Genomic DNA, 20439 nt, shown 5'->3' on the forward strand with positions numbered 1-20439 from the left:
TTGGAGGAAAGCAGGGTGCCGCCGTGTTTGCGGATCAGCGCCTCATGTTTGAAGCCGGGCGCGCCCATGGGGATCTTCAGCGCCTTCACCTCGTTGGAGCGGGAAACCAGGCAGCCATCGTTGTTCGATAGCACGGCCACCGGCTTGCCCTCCAGCGAAGGATCGAACACGCGCTCGCAGGACACGTAGAAATTGTTGCAATCCACCAGGGCAACTATGTCCGTGTCCGTCAATCCGATCTTCTGCATCGCTTTTCTCCTGGGCCCAATCTAAGGGCGGGGCTTTTCGTGTCAATCGGATATTTCGGGCATCACTCCGCTTCACGCATAACCCATAACGCGTAACGCCACCCCGTTAAAACGCTAAAACGCTACAACGCTACAACGCCAAGATTTCTCTTGACCGATTCCCCCGAACCATCCAACTATCTTTCCAAAGCTTTTATATCCCCAACTGGAGGAAAAATGAACGGTATGAAAGGCTTTCTGCTCTGCGCCGCCATGCTCTGCCTGGCGCTGGCTTTGACTGCGCAAACTCCCGAATGGCAGTGGGCGGTCAATGCCGGTGGGACAGGCACTGATTGGGGTCAGTTCATTGCTTTGGACAGTGCCGGCAACCAGTATGTGACCGGGTATTTTGAAGATACATCCAGCTTTGGGGACTACACCCTCACCTCAAGCGGAGATAAGGATATCTTTGTCGCCAAACTGGATCCCGCGGGCAATTTTCTCTGGGCGGTCAAAGCGGGTGGGACAGGCTGGGACGAAGGTCGTGGCGTCTCAGTGGATTTTGCGGGCAATGCCTACCTGACCGGGTATTTTTATGGCACCGCCAGCTTCGGCTCCCACACCCTTACCTCAATCGGAATGTCCGATATCTTCGCTGCCAAGCTTGATCCGGTCGGCAACTGGCTCTGGGCGGTGAGCGCGGGTGGGATATTGGAGGACAGAGGGTATGGAATAGCTGTGGATGATGCGGGGAATTCATTCCTAACCGGGTATTATGACTACACCGCAAGTTTCGGCACACATACTCTCAACTATATCGGATATAGTGATATCTTCGTTGCTAAGCTTGACCCAAACGGCATCTGGCTGGGGGCGGTGAGCGCGGGAGGGACATCCACTTATGCCTTTGGAAATGCCATCGCAGTTGATGCAGCGGGCAATACCTACATAACCGGGTGTTTTGAATACACAGCCAGCTTCGGGGACTACACCCTCACCTCAAGCGGAAATGCAGATATATTCGCCGCCAAACTGGATCCGGACGGCAACTGGCTTTGGGTGTCTCAAGCGGGGGGAACGTTGTCTGAATCTGGGTTGTGCATCGCATTGGATTCAGAGGGTAATGCATTCTTAGCCGGATATTTTTTAGGCACAGCCAGCTTCGGAAACTACACCCTCTCTGGCCCTGTGGGTTTTTTTGAGGGCTTTGCATCCAAGCTTGACCCAAATGGAAACTGGCTCTGGGCGGTGAACGCGGAAGGGTCAGGCTATACCTGCGGGACTGGCTTTGCCGTGGATGGGGATGGCAATGCCTGGCTGACAGGATGGTTTGAAGGCACCGCCAGCTTCGGCACGCATACTATCACCTCCAGCGGATCACGGGATATCTTTGCCACCAAACTGGACCCAAACGGAAACTGGCTCTGGGCGGTCAAGGCAGGAGGGGCAAGTGGTGATTATGGGGAAGGCATCGCTGTGGATGGATCTGGAAATGCCTGCCTGACCGGGCGTTCTATGGGCACAGCCATCTTTGGCCCTTATTCCATTACCTCAAACGGATGGGTTGACATCGTAGCTGCCAAACTAAGCTCCGGAACTCCGGTGGATGAGGATCTGATCCCGGAGGCCGCGGCTTTCTCCCGCCTCTACGACGCGTATCCCAATCCCCTGCGCCCTGGCCAGACAGCCACGATCACAAGCAATGTCGCGGAGCGGGAAACCGGCATCCTCACCGTCCTTAACCTGCGCGGCCAGATCCTTTCCCGCCATACCCTCAGCCCGGGAAGCCATCAGATCCCCCTCGCCAGCGGAAACCTGCCCTCCGGGGTATATCTCTATCAACTCCAAACCGGAACCTGTTCAGAGGTGAAAAAGCTGGTCCTGCTCAAATGAAAATTCCCGCCGGAGCAACCCCGCTAAAGTCGAGCCCCCACCACGCTGGAGTCGAGCCCGCCTGTGGTTCAGTTATCTCCAAACAACTCAAAGCCAGACGCAGGCGGGCATGGACTCCAGCAAACAGGCAAACAATCAACGCGACAAAGGTCCTGGAGTCCATGCGATCCGGAAACAAAACCTTGGTAAAAAACAAGATAAGCCACAGACCGCCTCGCTCGACTCCAGGGTGACGATCGGCTGCATCGGGGATTTTTCTACCTTCCCTCCCTCTTGCCTGATTCTTTTGTCACTCACCCACCACTCGCTGAGCACCCGCTGGCTAAGCGTTTAGTGAGCGGGTGGTGAGTGAGAAGTGAGTGTTTCAGGCAAAAGGACAATTGCCCTCCATATTTAGTGGGTTACGCTATTTTGGGGATTTTCCCTACAGATTAGACGGATTACACGGATTGGACGGATAAAGAGAATAGAATGGGGGTGCATAAGATCGAGTGGGATCTCGTAGCATAGACTTCAGTCTGTTGGATGCCTGGAATTTATTCCGAGGCACGAGGCTGGCGATAAACTCTTACCGCTCCAATGAATTCGGCGGTTCCCACAGACTGAAGTCTATGTTACAAGAAGAGGCGGATGACGCGGATGAGACGGATTGACGGATAAAGAGTTTCCCGCAAATAACGCGGATAAAAGGCAGATCGCGCAGATGAAAGAGAAGCACGCAGATTTCGCAGATTTCGCAGATGAAGGAAGGGGGACAGTTTATAAAAACACCAAGCCCAAAAAAGGCGGAAGTTATTAAGGCATTGTGATACAGTCAATTATGGTATAAAACCACAAAAAAGTGGTCTCTATTATAAAAGGGAGACGCGGAGGTATTGGGAGAGGGTAGAATGCAGGTAAGTTATATCTATGCATATAGATATAGTACATATATTAGTATATAGTAATATTTTTTAATATATTTATAATATAATAGCATACCCCTGGATGAGGGCACCCCATGCAATCAATTACACCCCCAAGATCCTTTCTATAATAGAGAGCACTTTTTTGTGGTTTTATACCATAATTGACTGTATCACAATGCCTTAATAACTTCCGTCTACTTTGGGGAGTTGTGGTTTTATTAAACCAATGGAGGAGCAAAAACCCCTCCCATGTCCTTGATTTACATTGTGTTCAGGTCTTCCATGAATCCAGGATCTCCACCAGTTTGGGTTCTCCGGCCAGCCGCCCCTGCTCGAGCTCATCTTCGCCAAGCTGGGCTTTGAGCTGAAAGTGGAAAAATAGGGAAAAGAGGCCTCACGCAGATCTCGCAGATCTCGCAGATAAAAAAACGTGAATGGGTGAAAGGGGTGAAACAAAGGCCCGGGGCTGGGGTTTCCGGTCCCGGGTTTTTTGGTTTCCCGCAGATTTACGCAGATAAAAAGCGCGGATTTACGCGGAATAAAAGAGAATAAGGATTATGAAGAAAATGAGGATTCTGAGGATAAGGATTTTCCCAACGGATTACACGGATTGGAAGGATTCGGAAAAAGAGCTGATCTGATGAAAAGAAAAAAAACCGTCGGCAGGGGGAGCGCCGACGGTTTGGACGGACTATGGGGTGTCCGTTGAGAGACCTAAGCAGGGAAGTGGGTAATATCTAATCCAGGGCCTTGAGGAAAGAGGGCAGGTCGGTGCGCGGTGTACTGTGCCGTACGGGTTCCTCCTCAGGCTCGGTGTCTTCTTCTTTGTGGGCGGGGTTGTTGATGTTCAGGCGGGTGAAGATGTCTTCGATGCCTTCATCGGGCCTGGCCGTTTTAACTGTCGCCGCGCGGACCGGGGTGACTGGCACGCTGATCTTCTCGCCGGGGAAATCGACGATGTTTTCGCCGGTGTTTTTGAGCCCGGTGGCGATGATGGTGACCGAGACCTTGCCGATCAGGTTGGGATCGATGATCACGCCCATGATGATGTTGGCGGCGGATCCGGTCTCATTGACGATCACGCTGGAGACCTCTTCAAATTCGTTCATCTTGATGTCGGGCCCGGCGGTGATGTTGATCAGCAGTGATTCGCAGCCGTGGAGGCTGATATCGCTGAGCAGGGGATTGTTGATGGCGGCCTTGGCGGCGAGGACGGCCCTGTTCTCTCCGTCGCAGATGCCGGTGCCCATCAGGGCGTAGCCCATGTTTTGCATCACGGTCTTGACGTCCGCGAAATCGACGTTGACCAGGCCGCTGACGTTGATGATGTCGGAAACCGCTTTGGCAGCCTCAAACAGCACGTTGTCCGCCTTTTGGAAAGCCTCGACCAGGGTGAGGTCGGAATAGATCTCGCAAAGCTTGGAGTTGGGGATGACGATCAGGGTGTCCACAAACTCGGCCAGCTTGCGGATGCCGTCATCGGCATTGAGCTTGCGCTTCTTGCCTTCGAAAGGGAAGGGCGTGGTGACGATGCCGAGGGTGAGGATGCCCATGTCGCGGGCGGTCTTGGCGATGACGGGAGCAGCCCCGGTGCCGGTTCCGCCGCCCATTCCGGCCGCGAGGAAGACCATGTCCGCCCCGTCGAGGTGGGACTTGATCTCGTCCTTGGATTCTTCGGCGCTGCGTTCGCCCAGATCGGGATTGGCGCCTGTGCCCAAGCCGCGGGTGAGTTTCTTGCCGAGCTGGAGCTTCATGTTGGCCTTGCTCTTGACGAGGTCGCTCATGTCCGTGTTGGCGGTGATGAATTCCACTCCCGCCAGGCCGTTCTCGATCATGGTGTTGACCGCGTTGCCGCCGGCCCCGCCGACCCCGAAGATCTTGATGTTGGTGCCGATCACGGCTGGTTTCTCATCAAATTCGATCATGTTTTCCCCCTTTACTTAAGTCGTAAAGTCCTTGATTATTTTTTTGAATTTATCTTTGAATTTGCCCGTATCCAGATTGCCGAGCCTGAAGCCCGGGGCCTTGAACTCGCGGTCCAGCGAGGCGGCGTGGAGGAGAAGCCCGACGGCGGTAACGAAAGCCGGGTCTTCCAGCCTTCCGCTGGTGCCGGTGAGGCTGCCGAGATCGGGCGTCGCCACTTTCACGGGCAGATTGAAGGCGTTTTCGGCCACAGCGTCGATCATGCCCAGGTTGGCGCTGCCGCCGGTGAGGACGATGCCCGCGGTGACCAGTTCCGGGGTGTAATGGTTCTTCAGGCGGTCATAGCAGAGGGAGAGCATTTCCTCGACGCGGTGCTGGATCACGTGGCTGACGAGGTATTGGGTCTTGCGGGTGCCCTCGCGGCCGCTGATGCCTTCCACATCGATCTCGACCTGGGGATCGACGCTGCTGGCCAGGGCAACCCCAAACTGGGTCTTGATGTATTCGGCGTTGGCGATCGTGGTCTTGAGCCCGATGGCGAGGTCTTCCGTGATCGCGGAACCGGCCATGGGGACCACCAAGACCTTTTCCAAAACGTCGCGGTGGAAGAGGCTGATGTCGCAGGTGCCGCCGCCGATGTCGACCAGGATGGTGCCCAGGCGCCTTTCATCCTCGCTGAGTACGGCGTTGGCGATGGCGATGTGGTTGAGGACGAAATTATCCGGATCGATGTCGTAGCCGGCCAGCTCGATCGCCTTGCCCAGATTGCGCAGGGGCGTGATGTCCGCGAAGATGGTGTAGACCTTGGTGATGAGGTGGAAGCCGATCATGCGCACTGGATTGCGGATGTCGTCCTGGCCGTCGATGACATAGCCCTGGGGAATGCCGTGCAGGATCTGGGCGCGTTCGAAGCCCTGGCGGATCTTGACGCTGTTGCGGGCGTCGGCGATCACCTGGTCCACGTGTTCCTGGTCGATCTCGCCCGGCTCGTTGGGGCTGGTGGTGGGAATGGAGATGCGCCCGTCGCCGACGTGGGTGCGGATGTGTTCTCCGGTGATGTTGGTGAAAATGTTGGCGGCCTTGGCCCCGGAGGAGCTTTCCACCTCGCGGAGGGCCTTGCGGACGCAATCAGAGACGGCCTGGATGTCCTTGACGATGCCTTTTTCGATGCCAGCGGAGGGAACTTCGGAAAGGCCCAGGATCTCCAGCTTGCCGCCGGCGCTTTTGGCCAGCAGGCAGCGGATATTGGAGGAGCCGACGTCGAGGGCGGTGATGAGGTTGTGCTTCATGCTCAGCTCCCCGCCTTGACCACGACCTGGTTTTCAAAGCGCAGGTCCAGGATGGAATTGGCTGCCACGTTGCCGTTCTCGCGCACGAACTCATAGCGGCCGAACTGCCGGGCCAGGTTTTTCGTGCTGGGGATGAGGCGGATGCCGTCGCGGGCGTCTATGATGTAGACCGTGTTGTCGATCGTGTAATACTCGGATATGTTGGGCAGGAAATCCGCCGCTTCCCTGGCGATCTGCCTGTGGACGGCCAAAACGCGGCCCAGAGAGGTGTTGGCAGGCTTTTCCCCCGGCATCAGGGCAGAGTTGTTCAAAAGTACGGTCAGGATGGGCAAATTCTCATTGTAGACCGCTCCATACTGCTCCAGAACGATCCCCTCCTCATCAACGGGGAAGAGGTCGCCCTCGAGGCTTTTCAGGTAGAGGCAGCCCTTGCGTTCCTGGATCCGGACGCGCAGGGTGCTAAACAGGCGGGGGGTGACCTTCACGCTTTTCACTCTCGCGATCGCGCCGACTTGCCCAGCAATCTCGCCTTTGGGGATGGCCAGCAGATTCTGCCCCAGACAGGGTATGGCGGCTGACCGGATCAGGCTGTCGGGCACCGCGGCGTTGCCGGAGATCTGGACTGTCTTGAGGTTGAACCAGGGAACGTTCGACAACAGATGGTAGGTCCCAAAGCCCAAACCGGCCAGAGCGACGAGGATCAGCAGGAAATAGAGGTAATAGCGGCTGCTGCCCCGGCGCTTGCGGGAACGCTGTTTTGTCTCTACCTTGTTGTCGTGTATAGTCATTACGTATCCAATGCCAAATATGTGGTTTTCTGTGTCAGGTCTCTAAGTTACTAAGTTTTTTTGCTTTACTGTTTTTGTCAACAGATTTCTGCAACTCGGCCAGTATTTCTTCGCCATACTGCCATACGTTGCCCGCGCCCATCGTCACTAAAATGTCATCTGGCTTTAAGATAGCCAATGTTTTTGCCACTATTTCGCGCTTGTCTTCGATCAGTACGACCTGGTGGTGCCCGGACTGGATGGCGGCGTCGGCGATCAGCTTGGAACTGACTCCGGGAATGGGCGCTTCGCGGGCCGGATAGATGGGCGCCAGGATCAGGCAGTCGCAGGAGAAGAAGGCGTTTCCGAACTGCTGGTGGAAATCCCTCGTGCGGGAATAGAGATGGGGCTGGAAGAGCGCGATGATGCGGCGTTTGGTGCTGTCCTTGAAGCCTTCCAGGGTGGCAATGATCTCGGTGGGATGGTGGGCGTAATCGTCATAGACGGTGATCCCGGCGGCTGTACCCTTGAGCTCAAACCTGCGGTAGACCCCGCTGTATTGCTCGAGTCCGGCATGGATGTGTTTGAAGGGGATGTCCAGCTCGAGCCCGATTCCCACGGCCAGGAGCGAGTTTTGGATGTTGTGGCGGCCGGTGACCTGCATCACAATGTGGCCGAGGTTGTAGCCCTTGTAATGGACGTCGTATTCGGCGACGAAATCCTTCATTTTCACGTTCTGGGCCTGGATGTCAGCCTGGCGCGAAAAGCCGTAGGTGAAGATCTTTTTGTGCACGTTGGGCAGGATGGACTGGACCCCGGGATCGTCGAGGCAGGCGATGACGCTGCCGAAAAAGGGCACCTTGTTGGCGTATTCCGTGAAAGCGCCTTTGATGTCGTCCAGATTGCGGTAGCAGTCAAGGTGGTCGGTGTCGATGTTGGTGATCCCGGCGATGCAGGGGGTGAGGGAGAGGAAGGAATGGTCATATTCGTCGGCTTCCACGACGATGTATTTGCCGGAGCCCATGACGTTGTTGGAGCCGTAGTTTTTCACCTTTCCGCCCACGATGATGGTGGGGTCGAGCCCGGCGGCCTCCAGCACGAGGCCGGTCATGGAGGTGCTGGTCGTTTTGCCGTGGGTGCCGGAAATGCCGATGCTGAAGCTCATGCGGGTGATCTCCGCCAGCATTTCCGCCCGTCTGATAACGGGTATTTTCAGGGCTTTGGCGGCCTGGATCTCGGGATTGTCGTCTTTCACAGCGGAGGATTTGACCACCACGTCCACGTCTTTCACCAGATTGGGGTCGTGGCCTTCGTCCACCTTGATTCCGATCTCTTCGAGATGGCGGGTGAGATCGGTCTTCTTCATGTCCGATCCGCTGATCTCCAGACCCTGGTTGTGCAGGAATTCGGCGATGCCGCTCATGCCTATGCCGCCTATGCCGATGAAATGTATCTTCTTAGTTTTCCCAAGCATGGTTATTCTCCTTGTCCAGGTCGTTCAGGATCGCCCGCGTGATGTCACTGGATGCGGTGTTGGGGGCAAGCTGCCCAAGCCGGAAAATGTATCCGGCGTGCTTTTCCAGGATGCCGTGTATTGCATCGAGCAGGTTTTGCGGTGTGAGGTCACTTTGCTTGAGCAGGATGGCGAGGCCGCGTTCCTGCTGTACCAAAGCGTTGTAATACTGATGGTTTTCCGCCGCGCTGGGCAAGGGCACGAGGATGGCTGGCAACCGGTTCGTCTCCAATTCAGAAAGGGTCATAGCCCCGGCGCGGGTGAGGGCCAGTTTGGCCAGTTTATAATAGGAAGCGAGCAAGGGCGAAAAATCGAACAGGAACACTCCCGGCTGATTGGAGAACTTGCCTGAATATTCCTTGTAGCAGGACTTTCCGGTTTGCCAGATAAGTTGCAGGCCGTTGGCCAGAATTTGGGGCAAGGCTCCGGCCACCGCGGCGTTGATCGCCTGCGATCCCTGGCTGCCTCCGGTCACGAGCAGTATGGGTTTGGCGGGATCGAGACCGAGTTTGGATGGATCTGTGACCTCTTCTGCTGTTTTCCTCTCGGCCAGGGGGATGCCCAGATTCAGGGTTTTCGTTTTACGCAGGCGCTGGGCGGTCTTGGCAAAGGAGATGAAAGTGATCCTTGTGTATTTTGCCAGCCAGCGCGTGGTCAGGCCCGGGAAGCTGTTGCTTTCATGGAAATAGAGAGGTAATCTTAAGATGATGGCGGCCAGCGCGACGGGGCCGGAAACGAAACCGCCGGTGCAGATCACCCCGTCCGGCCTGAATTGGCGCATGATCCGGAGCGATGAAAGAGTTGAGGAAAGCAGCAGGAAAGGGAAGAGCAGATTACTCAGGCTCAGGCTGCGATAGAGTTTTTGCACCCTGATTCCGCTGAAATCAAAGCCTTCGTTCCTCACAAGTGAATCTTCCATGCCCTTGCGATTGCCGATGAACAGGATCTCCGCGCCCTTTAGGCTGAGTTCCCTGGCCAAAGCGATGCCGGGATAGATGTGTCCGCCGGTTCCGCCACAGCCGATCACGAAGCGCCGGGCTGCCGGGACGGTTTTCACATCCGCCTCCGTTTGGCGCTGATGTTGAGGATAACGCCGATGGACACAGAATCCACCAGCAGGGCCGTTCCGCCATAGCTGATGAAGGGCAGGGTGTTTCCGGTGGAGGGCAGGATCGAGATGGCCACGCCGGTGTTGACCAGCGCGTTCAGAAAGATGTTCATCGCCAGGCCGGCGCAGAGGTATTTGTAATAGCGGTTTTCCTGCGCCTCGGCGATCTTGAAGGCCCGGAAAAAGAGCAGGGCGTGCAGCCCGAGGACAATTATCGCCCCCAGAAAGCCAAACTCCTCGCCGATGACGGTGTAAATATAGTCGGTACGAGCTTCGGGCAGGTAATAGTGCTTGGCCCGGCCGCGCGCCATTCCAGTTCCGAAGAGATATCCGCTGGTAAGCGCCGTGAGGCTTTCGCGCACTTGGTATTGATCATCGTTGCGTTCGGGTGCCGGCCGGTTGCGCATGAACAGGTTGTATACCTTGTAAGTCTCGAGGCGTCCGGAGCGGAAGTCGTCCCCCCTGGTGATGATCAGCGCTCCAGCGACCAAGCCCAGCAGCAGCACGAGCAGGATCAGCCTCTTGCGCACCCCGGCATAGAACAGCATGCCCAAAAGGGTGGCACCGCCGATGATCAGGGTGCTGAGGTGTTTTTCCATGATGATGAGGACGAAGATGAACACTGTGTAGACTATGAGAGGTGCGAAATCGGCGGCGAATTCCTTGAGGTTGGCGCTGCGGATCTTGTCGTGTTTCTTATCCAGAAAACCCGCGAAGTAGAAGATCAAGGCCATTCTGGCTATAAAACTCGGCTGGAAGCGGATCGGGCCAACCTTCAGCCACCGCGTGGCGCCATTGACGTCCGGGCCTTTAACCAGAACGAGGATCAGGATGGCGAGGGTGATGTAGATATACCATGGATTTAGGGGGCGGAGCTTGTCCAAATTGAAGAAATAGAGCACCAGGATGACGCTGAGCAGGGAAATGCCCAAATAGACGATGTGGGTGTAGAAATTGACCAGGGAACTCTGGATGGATGAAATGTCCAGGATCATGACCACGCCGATCAGGCAGAGCAGGAGATAGCTCACGGAAACCAGATGGTCGTAGGAGATGATGAATTCGGCGCTTCTATTCTTTTTCATGTTCTTCCGTCAGGCGGCGCACTATCTCTTTGAAGGCTTCGCCACGGTGTTCGTAATTCCGGAATTTGTCGAAACTGGCACAGGCGGGGGAGAGGACGATGATGTCCCCGGCCGCGGAATCCGCGAAAGCCGCGCGGATACACTGTTCAAAATCGTCAATGCAGGCCAGTTCCACCTGGCCTTGCCAGGCTTCACGCATTTTCTCCATTGTGTCGCCAGTGAGATAGACCTTTTGGGCCCATTTCTGCAGCAGGGGGGCCAGCACGGTAAAATCTTCGCCCTTGTCCGAACCGCCCATGATCACGCGGATGGGCTTTTCGAAAGAGGTCAGGGCGGATTTCACAGAATCGGTGTTGGTGGCCTTGGAATCGTTGTAGAAAAGGATCCCGTTGACGGTGGCCACATATTCAAGCCGGTGAGTGAGGGGGGTAAAACTGAGAGCAGACTCCATTGCCAGGGCCAAATCGTGGGTGAGGGCTTCCACCGCCAGCAAGGCCGCCATGGCGTTGGCATGGTTGTGGGGGCCCTTGATCTTCAGGTTTGCCACCGGCAGTTTGTGGCGCAGTCCGATCTGGATGGAGTCGCGGTTCAGCCAGGCTTCGCAATCCGGGGGCGATTTCTCCAAAGAATAGCGCCTCAAGTTTGCCTTGATCTTGTTCAGATGGGCAGCCACGGGATCCGAATCGATGCAGACGACGGCGGTGTCCTCCGCGGTCTGGTTCTCAAAGATGCGGAACTTGGAACTGGTGTAGTCCTCAAAACTCGCATAGCGGTTCATGTGGTCTGGGGTGATGTTGAGCAGCACGGCCACGTCCGGGCGGAAAGTGTGGATCAGGTCAAGTTGGAAGTTGCTGACCTCCAAAACGATGAAATCCAGCCCGGGTTCCTGGATGGGATGGGCGCAAAAGGCTGAGCCGATGTTTCCGGCCAGGATGCTTTGATAGCCCATGTTCTTGAGGGTATGGTGGATCAGGGAGGCGGTGGTGCTTTTGCCGTTGGACCCCGTCACGGCGATCACGCGGCTGTCTTTGGCCTTGATCTGGAAGCCGAATTCGATCTCGCTGATGAGGATGATGCCCTTTTTCCGGGCTTCCTGGATGATGGGCAGGTCCAAAGGTATGCCGGGGCTCACGATCCAGACATCACTCTCAAACAGGCGCTCTGTGTGGCCGCCGAATTCGCAGTCAAAATCGCGCAGCAGTTCTTCGGCGTTATTGAACTTTTCCTGGGGCTGGATGTCGCTCAGGAAGGCGCTTCCGCCCAGTTCCCTGATCTTGTTGGCGGCGGCGATCCCGCTTCGGGCCAGTCCCAACACAGCGTATTTCTTCTTCGGATCAAACATCTGGTTATCCCTCAGCGCAGCTTGATCGTGCTGAGTCCCACGGCCAGCAGGAGGATGGCGATGATCCAAAAACGGATGACGATCTTGGATTCATGGATGCCTTTGAGCTCAAAATGATGATGCAAGGGGGCGCAGAGGAAGACCCTCCGGCCTTGGCCGAACTTGCGTTTGGTGTGTTTGAACCAGCCGCGCTGGATGACGACGGAGAGGGTTTCGCTCACGAACAGGAAGCCGATGATCAGAAAGAAGATCTGTTCCTTGAGCAGTACGGAGATCACGGCCAGGATGCCTCCCAATGTGAGCGAGCCGGTGTCGCCCATGAAAACTTCGGCGGGATGGGCGTTGAACCATAAGAAACCGATCAGGGTGCCGATCAGGGCGGAGATGAAAACGGTGAGTTCTCCAGCCGTGGGGATGAATTCCAGGTTCAGGTATCCGGCGGTGACGAAATTGCCCTTGAGATAGCTCATCACGCCCAGCCCCAAAGCGGAGAAGATCATCACCCCTGCGGCCAGGCCGTCCAGGCCGTCGGTGAGGTTCACGGCATTGGAGATCCCTGTTATGTATAACACTATCAAGGGAATGAACACCCATCCCAACTCGATGAAAGTGTTTTTCAGGAAGGGGATCTGGATGGCGGAGACATTTTCCGCCGCGCTGCTGCTGTAGTAGATGGCCAGGGTCAGGATCAGGCCCACGCTGATTTGCCCCCAGAGCTTGTAGCGGGGCAGCAAGCCTTTCACCGCCTTGACAAAATTCTTCAGATAGTCGTCCAGAAAACCGAAAACTCCCAGCCAGAATGTGGTGAGATACATCATCAGGATGGAGCGGTTGCCCAGGTCGTTCCAGAGCAGAGAGGATAGCAGCAGGGCAAAGATGATGATCAAGCCCCCCATGGTCGGGGTTCCGGCTTTGCTGCGGTGTTTTTCCGGGGTATCCTTGTCGATGGTTTCCACCGCGGATTTTTTCTTTAGCAGGCGGATGATGGAAGGCCCCAGGAACAGGGTGAAGATCAAAGCGGTGAGGAACGCCCCGATCGAACGGAAAGTGATGTAGCGCATCACGTTGAAGACGATGCTGTATTTGGCCAGAGGGTAGAGTAGGTGGTAAAGCATTATCAGATCTCCTTTCTTAGCAGGGGCAGGAGCTTTTCCAGATGGATGGAGTGCGATCCCTTGACCAGAATCACAGCACCGGACGGAAGGGACCGCAAAATTTCGGTGGAGAGGAGTTCCTCCACATTTTGGAAGTGACAGGCAGGCAAGGGATTGTCCTGTCCGTGATATCGCCTGGCCAGGTCGCCGACGGTGATCAGGTCGTCGTAGCCTTGTTCCGATAGGATGGTGCCAATCATGTCGTGATACATTTCCGCGGATGCGCCCAGTTCCAGCATATCACCGAGGATGGCGAAATGTTCCTTATCCGGTTCCAGCCTGTGCCAGTATTCGATCGCGCTCTGCATGGAAACCGGATTGGCATTGTAGCAATCAGCCAAAAGCAACCGGTCTCCGTGTCTTTCAAGTTGCAGGCGCATGTCCAGAAGGACCGGAGTTGCCAGGGCCTGCCTGATCTTTTCAGTAGAAAGGCCTTTGTGCAGCGCCATGGCAATCGCGAAGGAGGCGTTCTTGGCGAAATAGGGAACGGGATGCGGGACAAAGTAGTTCTCCGAATTCAGGGTGAAACAGCAACTCTGGTCGTCGCAGGAGACGTCGCCAACGCGAAAATCGGCCTGTTCATCAAAGCCCACGCCTTTTCCGCTGGCCTTGAAGCTTTCGAATCTGGGGTCGTCTGCGTCGAACAGCCTGATATCCAGGGGCCGGTTGAAGAGGGTGATCTTTTCCTTGTACACTCCGTTCTCGTCTTTCAGAAATTCCAGATGGGAGGGTCCGATGTTGATGATGATGCCGGCGTCGGGGGCGCAAACGTCGCTGAGCGCGGCAATTTCACCAAAGGCGTTGGTGCCCAGCTCAAAAATGGCGAATCTGTGTTCGGGCCTGATCCTGCCGATCGTCTGGCAGAGCCCGATCAGGTTGTTTTCGTTGGCCTGGGTCTTCAGGGTGGGGGAGTGGGCGGATAATACGGCGGATAGCAACTCTTTGGTGCTGCTCTTGCCCGTGCTGCCGGTGAGGGCGATCTTGTAAACGTCGAACATCAAAAGGTATTTCCGGAAAAGGCTGGCCATGGCCTGCAAGCTGTCGGGTACCTTAAGATAGTTACTTTGGCTGTATGAGTCGTTCTGGCCAACTCCCAGGATGGAGCTATCACTAAGGACCTGGCCGAGAAAGTCGTGTCCGTCGAAATTGGCGCCTTTAAGGGCGAAAAAGATGGAATTGGGCTGGATCGTCCGGCTGTCCGTGGATATCCTGACTAAGGTCTGGGGCGGTTGATAACCAGGATTTTCACCTCCTGGCAGACCAAACAGCAGTTCCAGCATCAGCCGGTCCACAGGGAGGGCCAGATCATCATTTTCCAGGGAGGGAACTTCAGCCAGGTAATCTCGGGCGACCTCGGCATCGTCGAAATGGTGCCTCACACCCTCGATCTCCTGATAGGTCTCATGGCCTTTGCCGCAGATCAGGACAACGTCTCCCGGCTGAGCCAGCCTTAAAATGGCCCGAATGGCCTCACGCCGGTCGCGGATTATCCACCAGGGCAGCCAGAATTCGCTGCCGGTGACCATCTCGCGGATGATGTCATTGGGGTTTTCGCTCCTGGGATTGTCGTCGCTGATGATCACGGCATCGGAAAACTGGAGGGCGGCTTTGAGCATCAGGGGGCGCTTGCCGGAGTCGCGGTCGCCGCCAGCGCCCAGCAGGCAAAGGATCCGTCTATGCTCCAGAGCGCGGCTGGCCCGCAGCACGTTTTCCAGGGCGTCCGGGGTGTGGGCGTAATCGATGAAAACGCCGATCCCGCGGTCATTGGAGATTCGCTCAAACCTGCCCCGCACAGGCTGCACGGAATTCAGCACCTGCTCGATCTGGCGCTTCTCGAAGCCCATGAGGTTCATGGCCGCCGCGCTCAGCGCGAGGTTTGAGATGTTGAATCTGCCGATCAGGGGCGAGCGGATGTTGATCGCTCCCTCCCGGCATTGCAGAGTGAATCGGCTTTGCTCCCAAGAGGCTTGATGGGAGGGCTGATCGGTCCGGATGAGGAAATCGGCCTCAGTGTTGCCGACAGAGAAAACGAAGGCCTCCCTTTGCCGCAAATCATCAAAGATGTGCCGGCCATAGCTGTCGTCAGTGTTGATCAGGGCTATGGATTTGTGCCCGACCGAGCCTTCGAAGAGCTTCATTTTCGTGGCGCCATAATCCTCCATGCTGCTGTGAAAATCCAGATGCTCGCGGCTGAGGTTTGTGAACAGGCAATAGTCGAATTCGATCCCGTAAACCCTGTCCAAAGCGAGCGCGTGGGAGGAAACTTCCATGAACAAGTATTTGACGCCCTGGTCGGCCATGTCCGCAAAGATCCGGTTCAGCTCAAGGATGTCGGGCGTGGTGTGCTGGGTGGCGAAATGCCGTTCGTTGATCTCGTAGCCCAGGGTGCCGATCCAGCCTGCGGATAAGCCGAGTTCCCGCACAGCTCGGAACAACAGCAGGGAAGTTGTGGTCTTGCCGTTCGTTCCGGTGATCCCGACCAGCCGGAAGCGGGAACTGGGATCGTGCCAATAAAGTTTGGCCAGGAGGGCTGTGGCTTTTCTGCTGTCGGTGACCCTGATCGAGGGAAGTAGGTCGATAAAGGGGTCTTCGCAGATCACCAGCGCGGCCTTCCTGGCCCTGGCATCTCCAATGAAGCTGTGCCCATCATTGTTCAAACCTTTGATGCAGATGAAGATATCCCCTTCTTGCAGCTCGCGGTTGTCCACGCAGACCTTTCCGCTGAGGGGGGTATCTTCTTCCACACCCTGGCTTTCGAGGAAAAGCCCGTGTTTCTGCAGGATGCGAATGATATCGCCAGCCTTCATAGGGAGGCCTCGATCACGCAGGTGGCGTGGTTGGTGACGCGGGAACCGGGCTGGATGGACTGCCTGCGCACTATGCCTGAGCCTTTGACCTTGAGGGCGATGTTTTCCCGGGCGGCGACCTGCATAGCCCTGCGCAGGGTCAGGCCGCAGAGGTCGGGCATCTCGCCCCGCACGACGACGGGCTCGGCTTGTTCGGCGCTGATTCCGATCCTTAGAGTCACCAAATGGCTTGGATCGACCGAAACATTGGGTTTGGGGAATTGGTCCACGACCACGGATGATTCGTCGGGGCCTTCTATGTTGTAGGAAAATCCGTATTGATTGAGGATCGCCTGAGCCTGATTGATGTGTTTTCCGCGCAGGTCCGGCATTTTCAGGGAACTCTGGATCAAGCGCTCGTCAAACGCGATCAGATTGCTGTTGGGCATGAACAGCATGTCCTCAACGATCTTTTTGAAAGTGGGGGCGGCGCTCAGGCTGCCATAATGGTATCCCACCATTGGTTCGTCATAGAAAACGATCAACACGACCTTGGGCGCGTCTGCCGGGAACATGCCCACGAATACGGAATTGTATTTGCCGCTGGCATAACCCCTTCCGTCCTCCATGGCCTTTTGCGCTGTTCCCGTCTTGCCTGCCACCTTGATGTAATCCATCTTGATGTGCCGCGCGGTCCCGTTATCGACCACGCCCTGCATGTAATGGCGGATTGTATCGGTGGCCGCCTTGCTGCTCACCTGGCGCAGGACCTCGGGTTCGAAGCGTTCCACAACCCTACCCGTGCTATCCGTAACATATTCCAGCACATAGGGTTTGACGATCTTGCCGCCGTTGGCGACAGCGCAGAAGGCGGTGGCGTGCTGCAGGGCGGTGACGGATATGGCCTGGCCAAAGGAGAGGGAATGCAGCATGTAGCCGTCCCAGTTTTCGAGCTTGGCAAAGATCCCGCTGCTTTCGCCATAAAGGTTCAGACCGGTTTTCTGGCCGTAGCCCAAAGAGATGAATTTCTCATAAAGGCGCTTGGATCCGATCCGTTCGGCGATCCGTGCTATGCCCACGTTGCTGGATCTGGTGATGATGTCCACGGGGCGCAGGGTATTGTAGACATGAGTGTCCCGGATCGTGCGTTTGCCGATCTGGTAGGTGCCGCAGGGAATCTGTTCGTTTGGCCGTATCAGGTTCTTTTCCAGGGCGGGGAGCATGGTGAGTGGTTTCATGGTTGAGCCAGGCTCGAACATGAAGCTGACTGGAATGTTTGATTGCACGCGCACGAGGCCGGGATCGATATTGTTGTCGGAAGCGGAAACTCCGGCCATGGCGATGATCCTGCCTGTGTTGGGGTCCATGGCGATGGCCCCGGCGTTTTTGGCCCGGTATTTCTTCAATCCCTCGTAGAGGGCGTTTTCCACGATCTCCTGGATATTGGCGTCGATGGTCAGATGCAGGTTATAGCCATCCTGCGAGGGCTTTTCATGCAAATTGGGATAGGGGACGCGCCGGTGGCGCGCGTCGTAGACCACTTCGCGCCAGCCGTATTCTCCGGCCAGATACTTATCGTGGGTGGCTTCGATCCCATTGATGCCGCGGAGCTGATAAAGCGATTTGCTGCCCGTTTCTGGGTCATAGCCGTCGGAAAGCGCCTGCACGGAGCCAAGCAGACGGGCCGCCTGGATCCCGCGCGAATAGATGCGCCGCATCGACGAAAAGCTGTGGATCAGGCCAGGCAGGTCCTCATCCGAAAATGCCCGGATGATTCGTTCCAGTTCCATCTCGCGCACCCGGTTGGTGATCTGGATGGAATTGAGCCGGTCGTTCATGGTCAGGCGTTTTTTGACCTGCTCGGGCTTGACTGAGCAGTTGTTTCCGATCGCCTGGCTGATCATGTCGTAGGCCTTGTTCAGTCCGATGCCCTCGCCATCGGCCCATTTGCTCACGGCGTTGCGGTCGATGTCGATCTGGTAATAACTGATGGAACTTACAAGCAGGTCGCCCTTGGCGTCATAGATCGAGCCCCGCGTGGGGGTGAGCTGTTCTTTGGTCGGGGTATAGCGGACAAGCCTGTCGTTCGCAAGGTTGAAGGGATCGAAGATCTGCAGGCTGAAAAGGTAGATCGACCAGACCAGGGTGGCCAGGCCGAAAATGAAAACCAAAAACAGATAGCGCGAACGCATGGATCAGTCCAACAGGATTTGAACTTCCTTCGCCTGGGCCTTGGACGCGAACAGGTCGATTATGCAATAGTTTGCCTCGTCTTTGCTGTCTGCCGGTTCGTGAACATAGATTATCTTGCCCTGCTGCTCCCGCGGCAGAGAGTTGTTGAGCTCGACCCGCACCAGGCTGGCGATGTGCTTGCCGCTGCGCAGGTCGTCGTGCTCGACCCTCAGTTCGGTATTGATGTTCTTTTCCGCGGCATGGGCCGTTTCCAGTTTGGCCAGTTCGCGGGTCTGGTGGACTATCTTGTGGGCGTTCCAGAAATTAAGGAAGCCGATTCCGATGGCAAAGAGAGCCAGTATGGCAAATTTTCCTCTCATCATTCCCCCTTGATCTTCTCGGCAGCGCGCAATCTCACGCTGCGAGAACGAACGTTTTGTTCCACTTCGGCCGGATCGGCGGTCAGCGGCTTTCTATTCAGAAGTTGCAGTTTTTTCTTTTTGCCGCAGACGCAGTCAAGCACCTGGGTCGGGCAGTCGCAGCCCGTTGCGGCGGAACGGAAGATGTGCTTCACCACCCTGTCCTCCAGGGAATGGTAGCTTAGCACAACGATCCGGCCACCCGGTTTGAGGATGTTGATCGCGTCCGTCAGGGCTGGCTCCAGCACCTCAAGCTCAAAATTCACGAAAATGCGCAGGCTTTGGAATATCCGCACCTTGGTCTTGAGCGATTCCTTGGTGCCTGCACCCACGGCGGACTCGATTATCCTGGCCAGGTCTCCGGTCGTCTTGATCGGATCGCTGGCGCGTTTGGCCTCTATCTTTCTGGCGATCCGGGTCGCGTTGGGGTCCTCGCCGTATTCTTTGAAGATCCTGGTCAATTCAGCCTGGGAAAGCCCGTTGACGGCATCCGCGGCTGTGTAATCCTGGGAGCGGTCCATCCGCATGTCCAAAGGGGCTTCATTGTCAAAGCTGAAACCGCGTTCCGGTGTGTCCAGTTGGTGGGACGAAACGCCCAGGTCGAAGATGACCCCGTCGATCGCCTTCACCTTGCGCAAGGCCAGTTCGGTCCGCATCCTCGAGAAATTGGCCTTGATGGCTTCGAGCCGGTCCGCAAAATCTTTCAGCATGTCCTGGGAACGTTTGATCGCTTCATCGTCCTGGTCAAATCCGAAGAGATGGATGTCGGGGCATTTTTGCAGGATCGCCAGGCTGTGGCCTCCGCCTCCCAAAGTCGCGTCCACATACACCCCGCCCGAATGGGGATTCAGGTATCCCACGCATTGCTCAGAGAGGACGGGAGTGTGATAGCTCTTCATTTTCCTGTCACCTGGTAGATGTTCGTGTCGTATTCCCGGAGGTTGTCTTCCATGTTCTGGGCACGCTTTTTGTAGTATTCATCTGGGTTCCAGAGGCTGATGTAATGCATTTCGCCCTTCACGATGACGCTGTCTTTGATCCCGGCTTCGGCGAGTTGCTTTTCCGGGATGCGCACCCGACCGGGGCCTTCCAGTTCGGCTTCCACGACCGCGCAATCGATCAGGCGGGTCCTGAAGCGTTGATGGGTCTCGTCCCCGCTGGCAAGCTTGTCCAGGGTGGCCACCCAGGAATCAAGAGGGTAGAGGGCGATCGAATTTGAGGGTCCCACGGTGATCACGACCGTACGGCGGGATTCTTCCGAAAATTTCCGCTTGAAGGCGGCGGGGATGATCACCCGCTGGTTGTGCACCGCGTTTTCCGAAAAACCAATAAAAGGACCTGACATTCTTTCCGACCTTGTTTACAAGTTGTTGCTGGCCAGGCTCAAAGCGCTGGGCCAACTGCTCTGGCAACTGCTGTTCTGCGTTGTTTTTGACATTTAATGACTTTTTTTGACATCCTGTGGTGCGTATATGACATGGCGTGATTCTTGTCAAGAAGAAAATGCGCTTTTTTGAAAATTTCTGCATTTTCCCACCACAGACCATCCTCGATCCCCGTATCGCAGGGACCCTCAAAGCTTGCCTGCAAAAGCACATTATCACCCGATCAACACGCCCTTTTTCCTGACTGGTTCGTTGCCCGCATATTGCCCGCCGACTACCCGCCCGTTTGGCGGTTACTCGGGGGGAGGCGCACGGGAGGCGGGTGAGCCAGGCTTAAGGGGGAAAAGGCGGGGATAAAACGCTGGTCTTACAATGGAGTAAAAAGGGGAAATGGTTGACCTTAGATATGGATTCCCATAATGGATCTTGAGGGCGAAGTGCTTGGGGTTGAGGCGAGATGAAAAAAAT

The 20439-nt window shown here is 56.1% G+C and carries 15 protein-coding genes; 1 reads left to right on the top strand and 14 read right to left on the bottom strand.

Features of this window, described 5'->3' with window-relative positions:
* Positions 1-248, bottom strand: a 248-nt coding sequence (locus tag K0B87_03940) for a protein umuC (protein MBW6513891.1), incomplete at its 3' end; no start/stop codon positions are given.
* Between the two features lie 216 nt (positions 249-464).
* On the opposite strand from K0B87_03940, the gene K0B87_03945 reads away from it, so the two are divergent.
* The gene (locus K0B87_03945; protein MBW6513892.1) at positions 465-2120 is read left to right on the top strand and encodes a T9SS type A sorting domain-containing protein; all 1656 of its coding nucleotides are present in this window, start codon (positions 465-467) and stop codon (positions 2118-2120) included.
* A 1645-nt stretch (positions 2121-3765) separates the two neighbouring features.
* Here the strand turns inward: K0B87_03945 and ftsZ are convergent.
* The 13 genes from ftsZ to K0B87_04010 are packed head-to-tail and all read right to left on the bottom strand — an operon-like array spanning position 3766 to position 19931.
* On the bottom strand, positions 3766-4953 hold the full coding sequence (gene ftsZ, locus K0B87_03950; GenBank protein MBW6513893.1) for a cell division protein FtsZ: 1188 nt from the start codon (positions 4951-4953) through the stop codon (positions 3766-3768).
* Positions 4954-4968: 15 nt separating this feature from the next.
* A complete protein-coding gene (gene ftsA, locus K0B87_03955) occupies positions 4969-6240 on the bottom strand; it encodes a cell division protein FtsA (protein ID MBW6513894.1) in 1272 nt (423 codons plus the stop codon).
* Positions 6241-6242: 2 nt separating this feature from the next.
* Positions 6243-7028 carry an FtsQ-type POTRA domain-containing protein gene (locus K0B87_03960; GenBank protein MBW6513895.1) on the bottom strand — a complete coding sequence of 262 codons (786 nt, stop codon included), beginning with the start codon at positions 7026-7028 and terminating at the stop codon, positions 6243-6245.
* A 34-nt stretch (positions 7029-7062) separates the two neighbouring features.
* Positions 7063-8481 (bottom strand): UDP-N-acetylmuramate--L-alanine ligase, encoded by a 1419-nt coding sequence (murC, locus tag K0B87_03965; GenBank protein ID MBW6513896.1) that lies wholly within the window; start codon positions 8479-8481, stop codon positions 7063-7065.
* The gene (gene murG, locus K0B87_03970; GenBank protein ID MBW6513897.1) at positions 8465-9577 is read right to left on the bottom strand and encodes an undecaprenyldiphospho-muramoylpentapeptide beta-N-acetylglucosaminyltransferase; all 1113 of its coding nucleotides are present in this window, start codon (positions 9575-9577) and stop codon (positions 8465-8467) included. Before murG ends, murC begins: the two co-directional genes overlap by 17 nt.
* Positions 9574-10713, bottom strand: coding sequence for an FtsW/RodA/SpoVE family cell cycle protein (locus K0B87_03975; protein ID MBW6513898.1), 1140 nt, complete (start codon positions 10711-10713; stop codon positions 9574-9576). Before K0B87_03975 ends, murG begins: the two co-directional genes overlap by 4 nt.
* Positions 10700-12055, bottom strand: coding sequence for a UDP-N-acetylmuramoyl-L-alanine--D-glutamate ligase (gene murD, locus K0B87_03980; GenBank protein ID MBW6513899.1), 1356 nt, complete (start codon positions 12053-12055; stop codon positions 10700-10702). Before murD ends, K0B87_03975 begins: the two co-directional genes overlap by 14 nt.
* Before the next feature lie 11 nt (positions 12056-12066).
* Positions 12067-13170 carry a phospho-N-acetylmuramoyl-pentapeptide-transferase gene (gene mraY / locus K0B87_03985; protein MBW6513900.1) on the bottom strand — a complete coding sequence of 368 codons (1104 nt, stop codon included), beginning with the start codon at positions 13168-13170 and terminating at the stop codon, positions 12067-12069.
* Positions 13171-13172: 2 nt separating this feature from the next.
* Positions 13173-16016 (bottom strand): UDP-N-acetylmuramoyl-L-alanyl-D-glutamate--2,6-diaminopimelate ligase, encoded by a 2844-nt coding sequence (locus K0B87_03990; protein MBW6513901.1) that lies wholly within the window; start codon positions 16014-16016, stop codon positions 13173-13175.
* Complete coding sequence (locus K0B87_03995) at positions 16013-18187, bottom strand: PASTA domain-containing protein (protein ID MBW6513902.1); 2175 nt, start codon at positions 18185-18187, stop codon at positions 16013-16015. Before K0B87_03995 ends, K0B87_03990 begins: the two co-directional genes overlap by 4 nt.
* Before the next feature lie 3 nt (positions 18188-18190).
* Complete coding sequence (locus K0B87_04000; protein MBW6513903.1) at positions 18191-18547, bottom strand: hypothetical protein; 357 nt, start codon at positions 18545-18547, stop codon at positions 18191-18193.
* Positions 18547-19485, bottom strand: a complete 939-nt coding sequence (gene rsmH, locus K0B87_04005; GenBank protein MBW6513904.1) for a 16S rRNA (cytosine(1402)-N(4))-methyltransferase RsmH — start codon at positions 19483-19485, stop codon at positions 18547-18549. The genes K0B87_04000 and rsmH overlap by 1 nt, the downstream gene beginning before the upstream one ends.
* Positions 19482-19931 carry a protein MraZ gene (locus tag K0B87_04010; GenBank protein ID MBW6513905.1) on the bottom strand — a complete coding sequence of 150 codons (450 nt, stop codon included), beginning with the start codon at positions 19929-19931 and terminating at the stop codon, positions 19482-19484. Before K0B87_04010 ends, rsmH begins: the two co-directional genes overlap by 4 nt.
* Between the last annotated feature and the right edge of the window lie 508 nt (positions 19932-20439).

It is taken from the genome of Candidatus Syntrophosphaera sp. (assembly GCA_019429425.1).
Taxonomy (GTDB): domain Bacteria; phylum Cloacimonadota; class Cloacimonadia; order Cloacimonadales; family Cloacimonadaceae; genus Syntrophosphaera.

What these genes read in the sequence shown, in the direction of transcription:
- murC (MBW6513896.1), bottom strand. Translation starts at nt 8,481, where the DNA reads ATGCTTGGGAAAACTAAGAAGATACATTTCATCGGCATAGGCGGCATA.
- K0B87_03960 (MBW6513895.1), bottom strand. Translation starts at nt 7,028, where the DNA reads ATGACTATACACGACAACAAGGTAGAGACAAAACAGCGTTCCCGCAAG.
- mraY (MBW6513900.1), bottom strand. Translation starts at nt 13,170, where the DNA reads ATGCTTTACCACCTACTCTACCCTCTGGCCAAATACAGCATCGTCTTC.
- murD (MBW6513899.1), bottom strand. Translation starts at nt 12,055, where the DNA reads ATGTTTGATCCGAAGAAGAAATACGCTGTGTTGGGACTGGCCCGAAGC.
- rsmH (MBW6513904.1), bottom strand. Translation starts at nt 19,485, where the DNA reads ATGAAGAGCTATCACACTCCCGTCCTCTCTGAGCAATGCGTGGGATAC.
- K0B87_03945 (MBW6513892.1), top strand. Translation starts at nt 465, where the DNA reads ATGAACGGTATGAAAGGCTTTCTGCTCTGCGCCGCCATGCTCTGCCTG.
- K0B87_03975 (MBW6513898.1), bottom strand. Translation starts at nt 10,713, where the DNA reads ATGAAAAAGAATAGAAGCGCCGAATTCATCATCTCCTACGACCATCTG.
- K0B87_04000 (MBW6513903.1), bottom strand. Translation starts at nt 18,547, where the DNA reads ATGAGAGGAAAATTTGCCATACTGGCTCTCTTTGCCATCGGAATCGGC.
- K0B87_03990 (MBW6513901.1), bottom strand. Translation starts at nt 16,016, where the DNA reads ATGAAGGCTGGCGATATCATTCGCATCCTGCAGAAACACGGGCTTTTC.
- ftsZ (MBW6513893.1), bottom strand. Translation starts at nt 4,953, where the DNA reads ATGATCGAATTTGATGAGAAACCAGCCGTGATCGGCACCAACATCAAG.
- K0B87_04010 (MBW6513905.1), bottom strand. Translation starts at nt 19,931, where the DNA reads ATGTCAGGTCCTTTTATTGGTTTTTCGGAAAACGCGGTGCACAACCAG.
- ftsA (MBW6513894.1), bottom strand. Translation starts at nt 6,240, where the DNA reads ATGAAGCACAACCTCATCACCGCCCTCGACGTCGGCTCCTCCAATATC.
- K0B87_03995 (MBW6513902.1), bottom strand. Translation starts at nt 18,187, where the DNA reads ATGCGTTCGCGCTATCTGTTTTTGGTTTTCATTTTCGGCCTGGCCACC.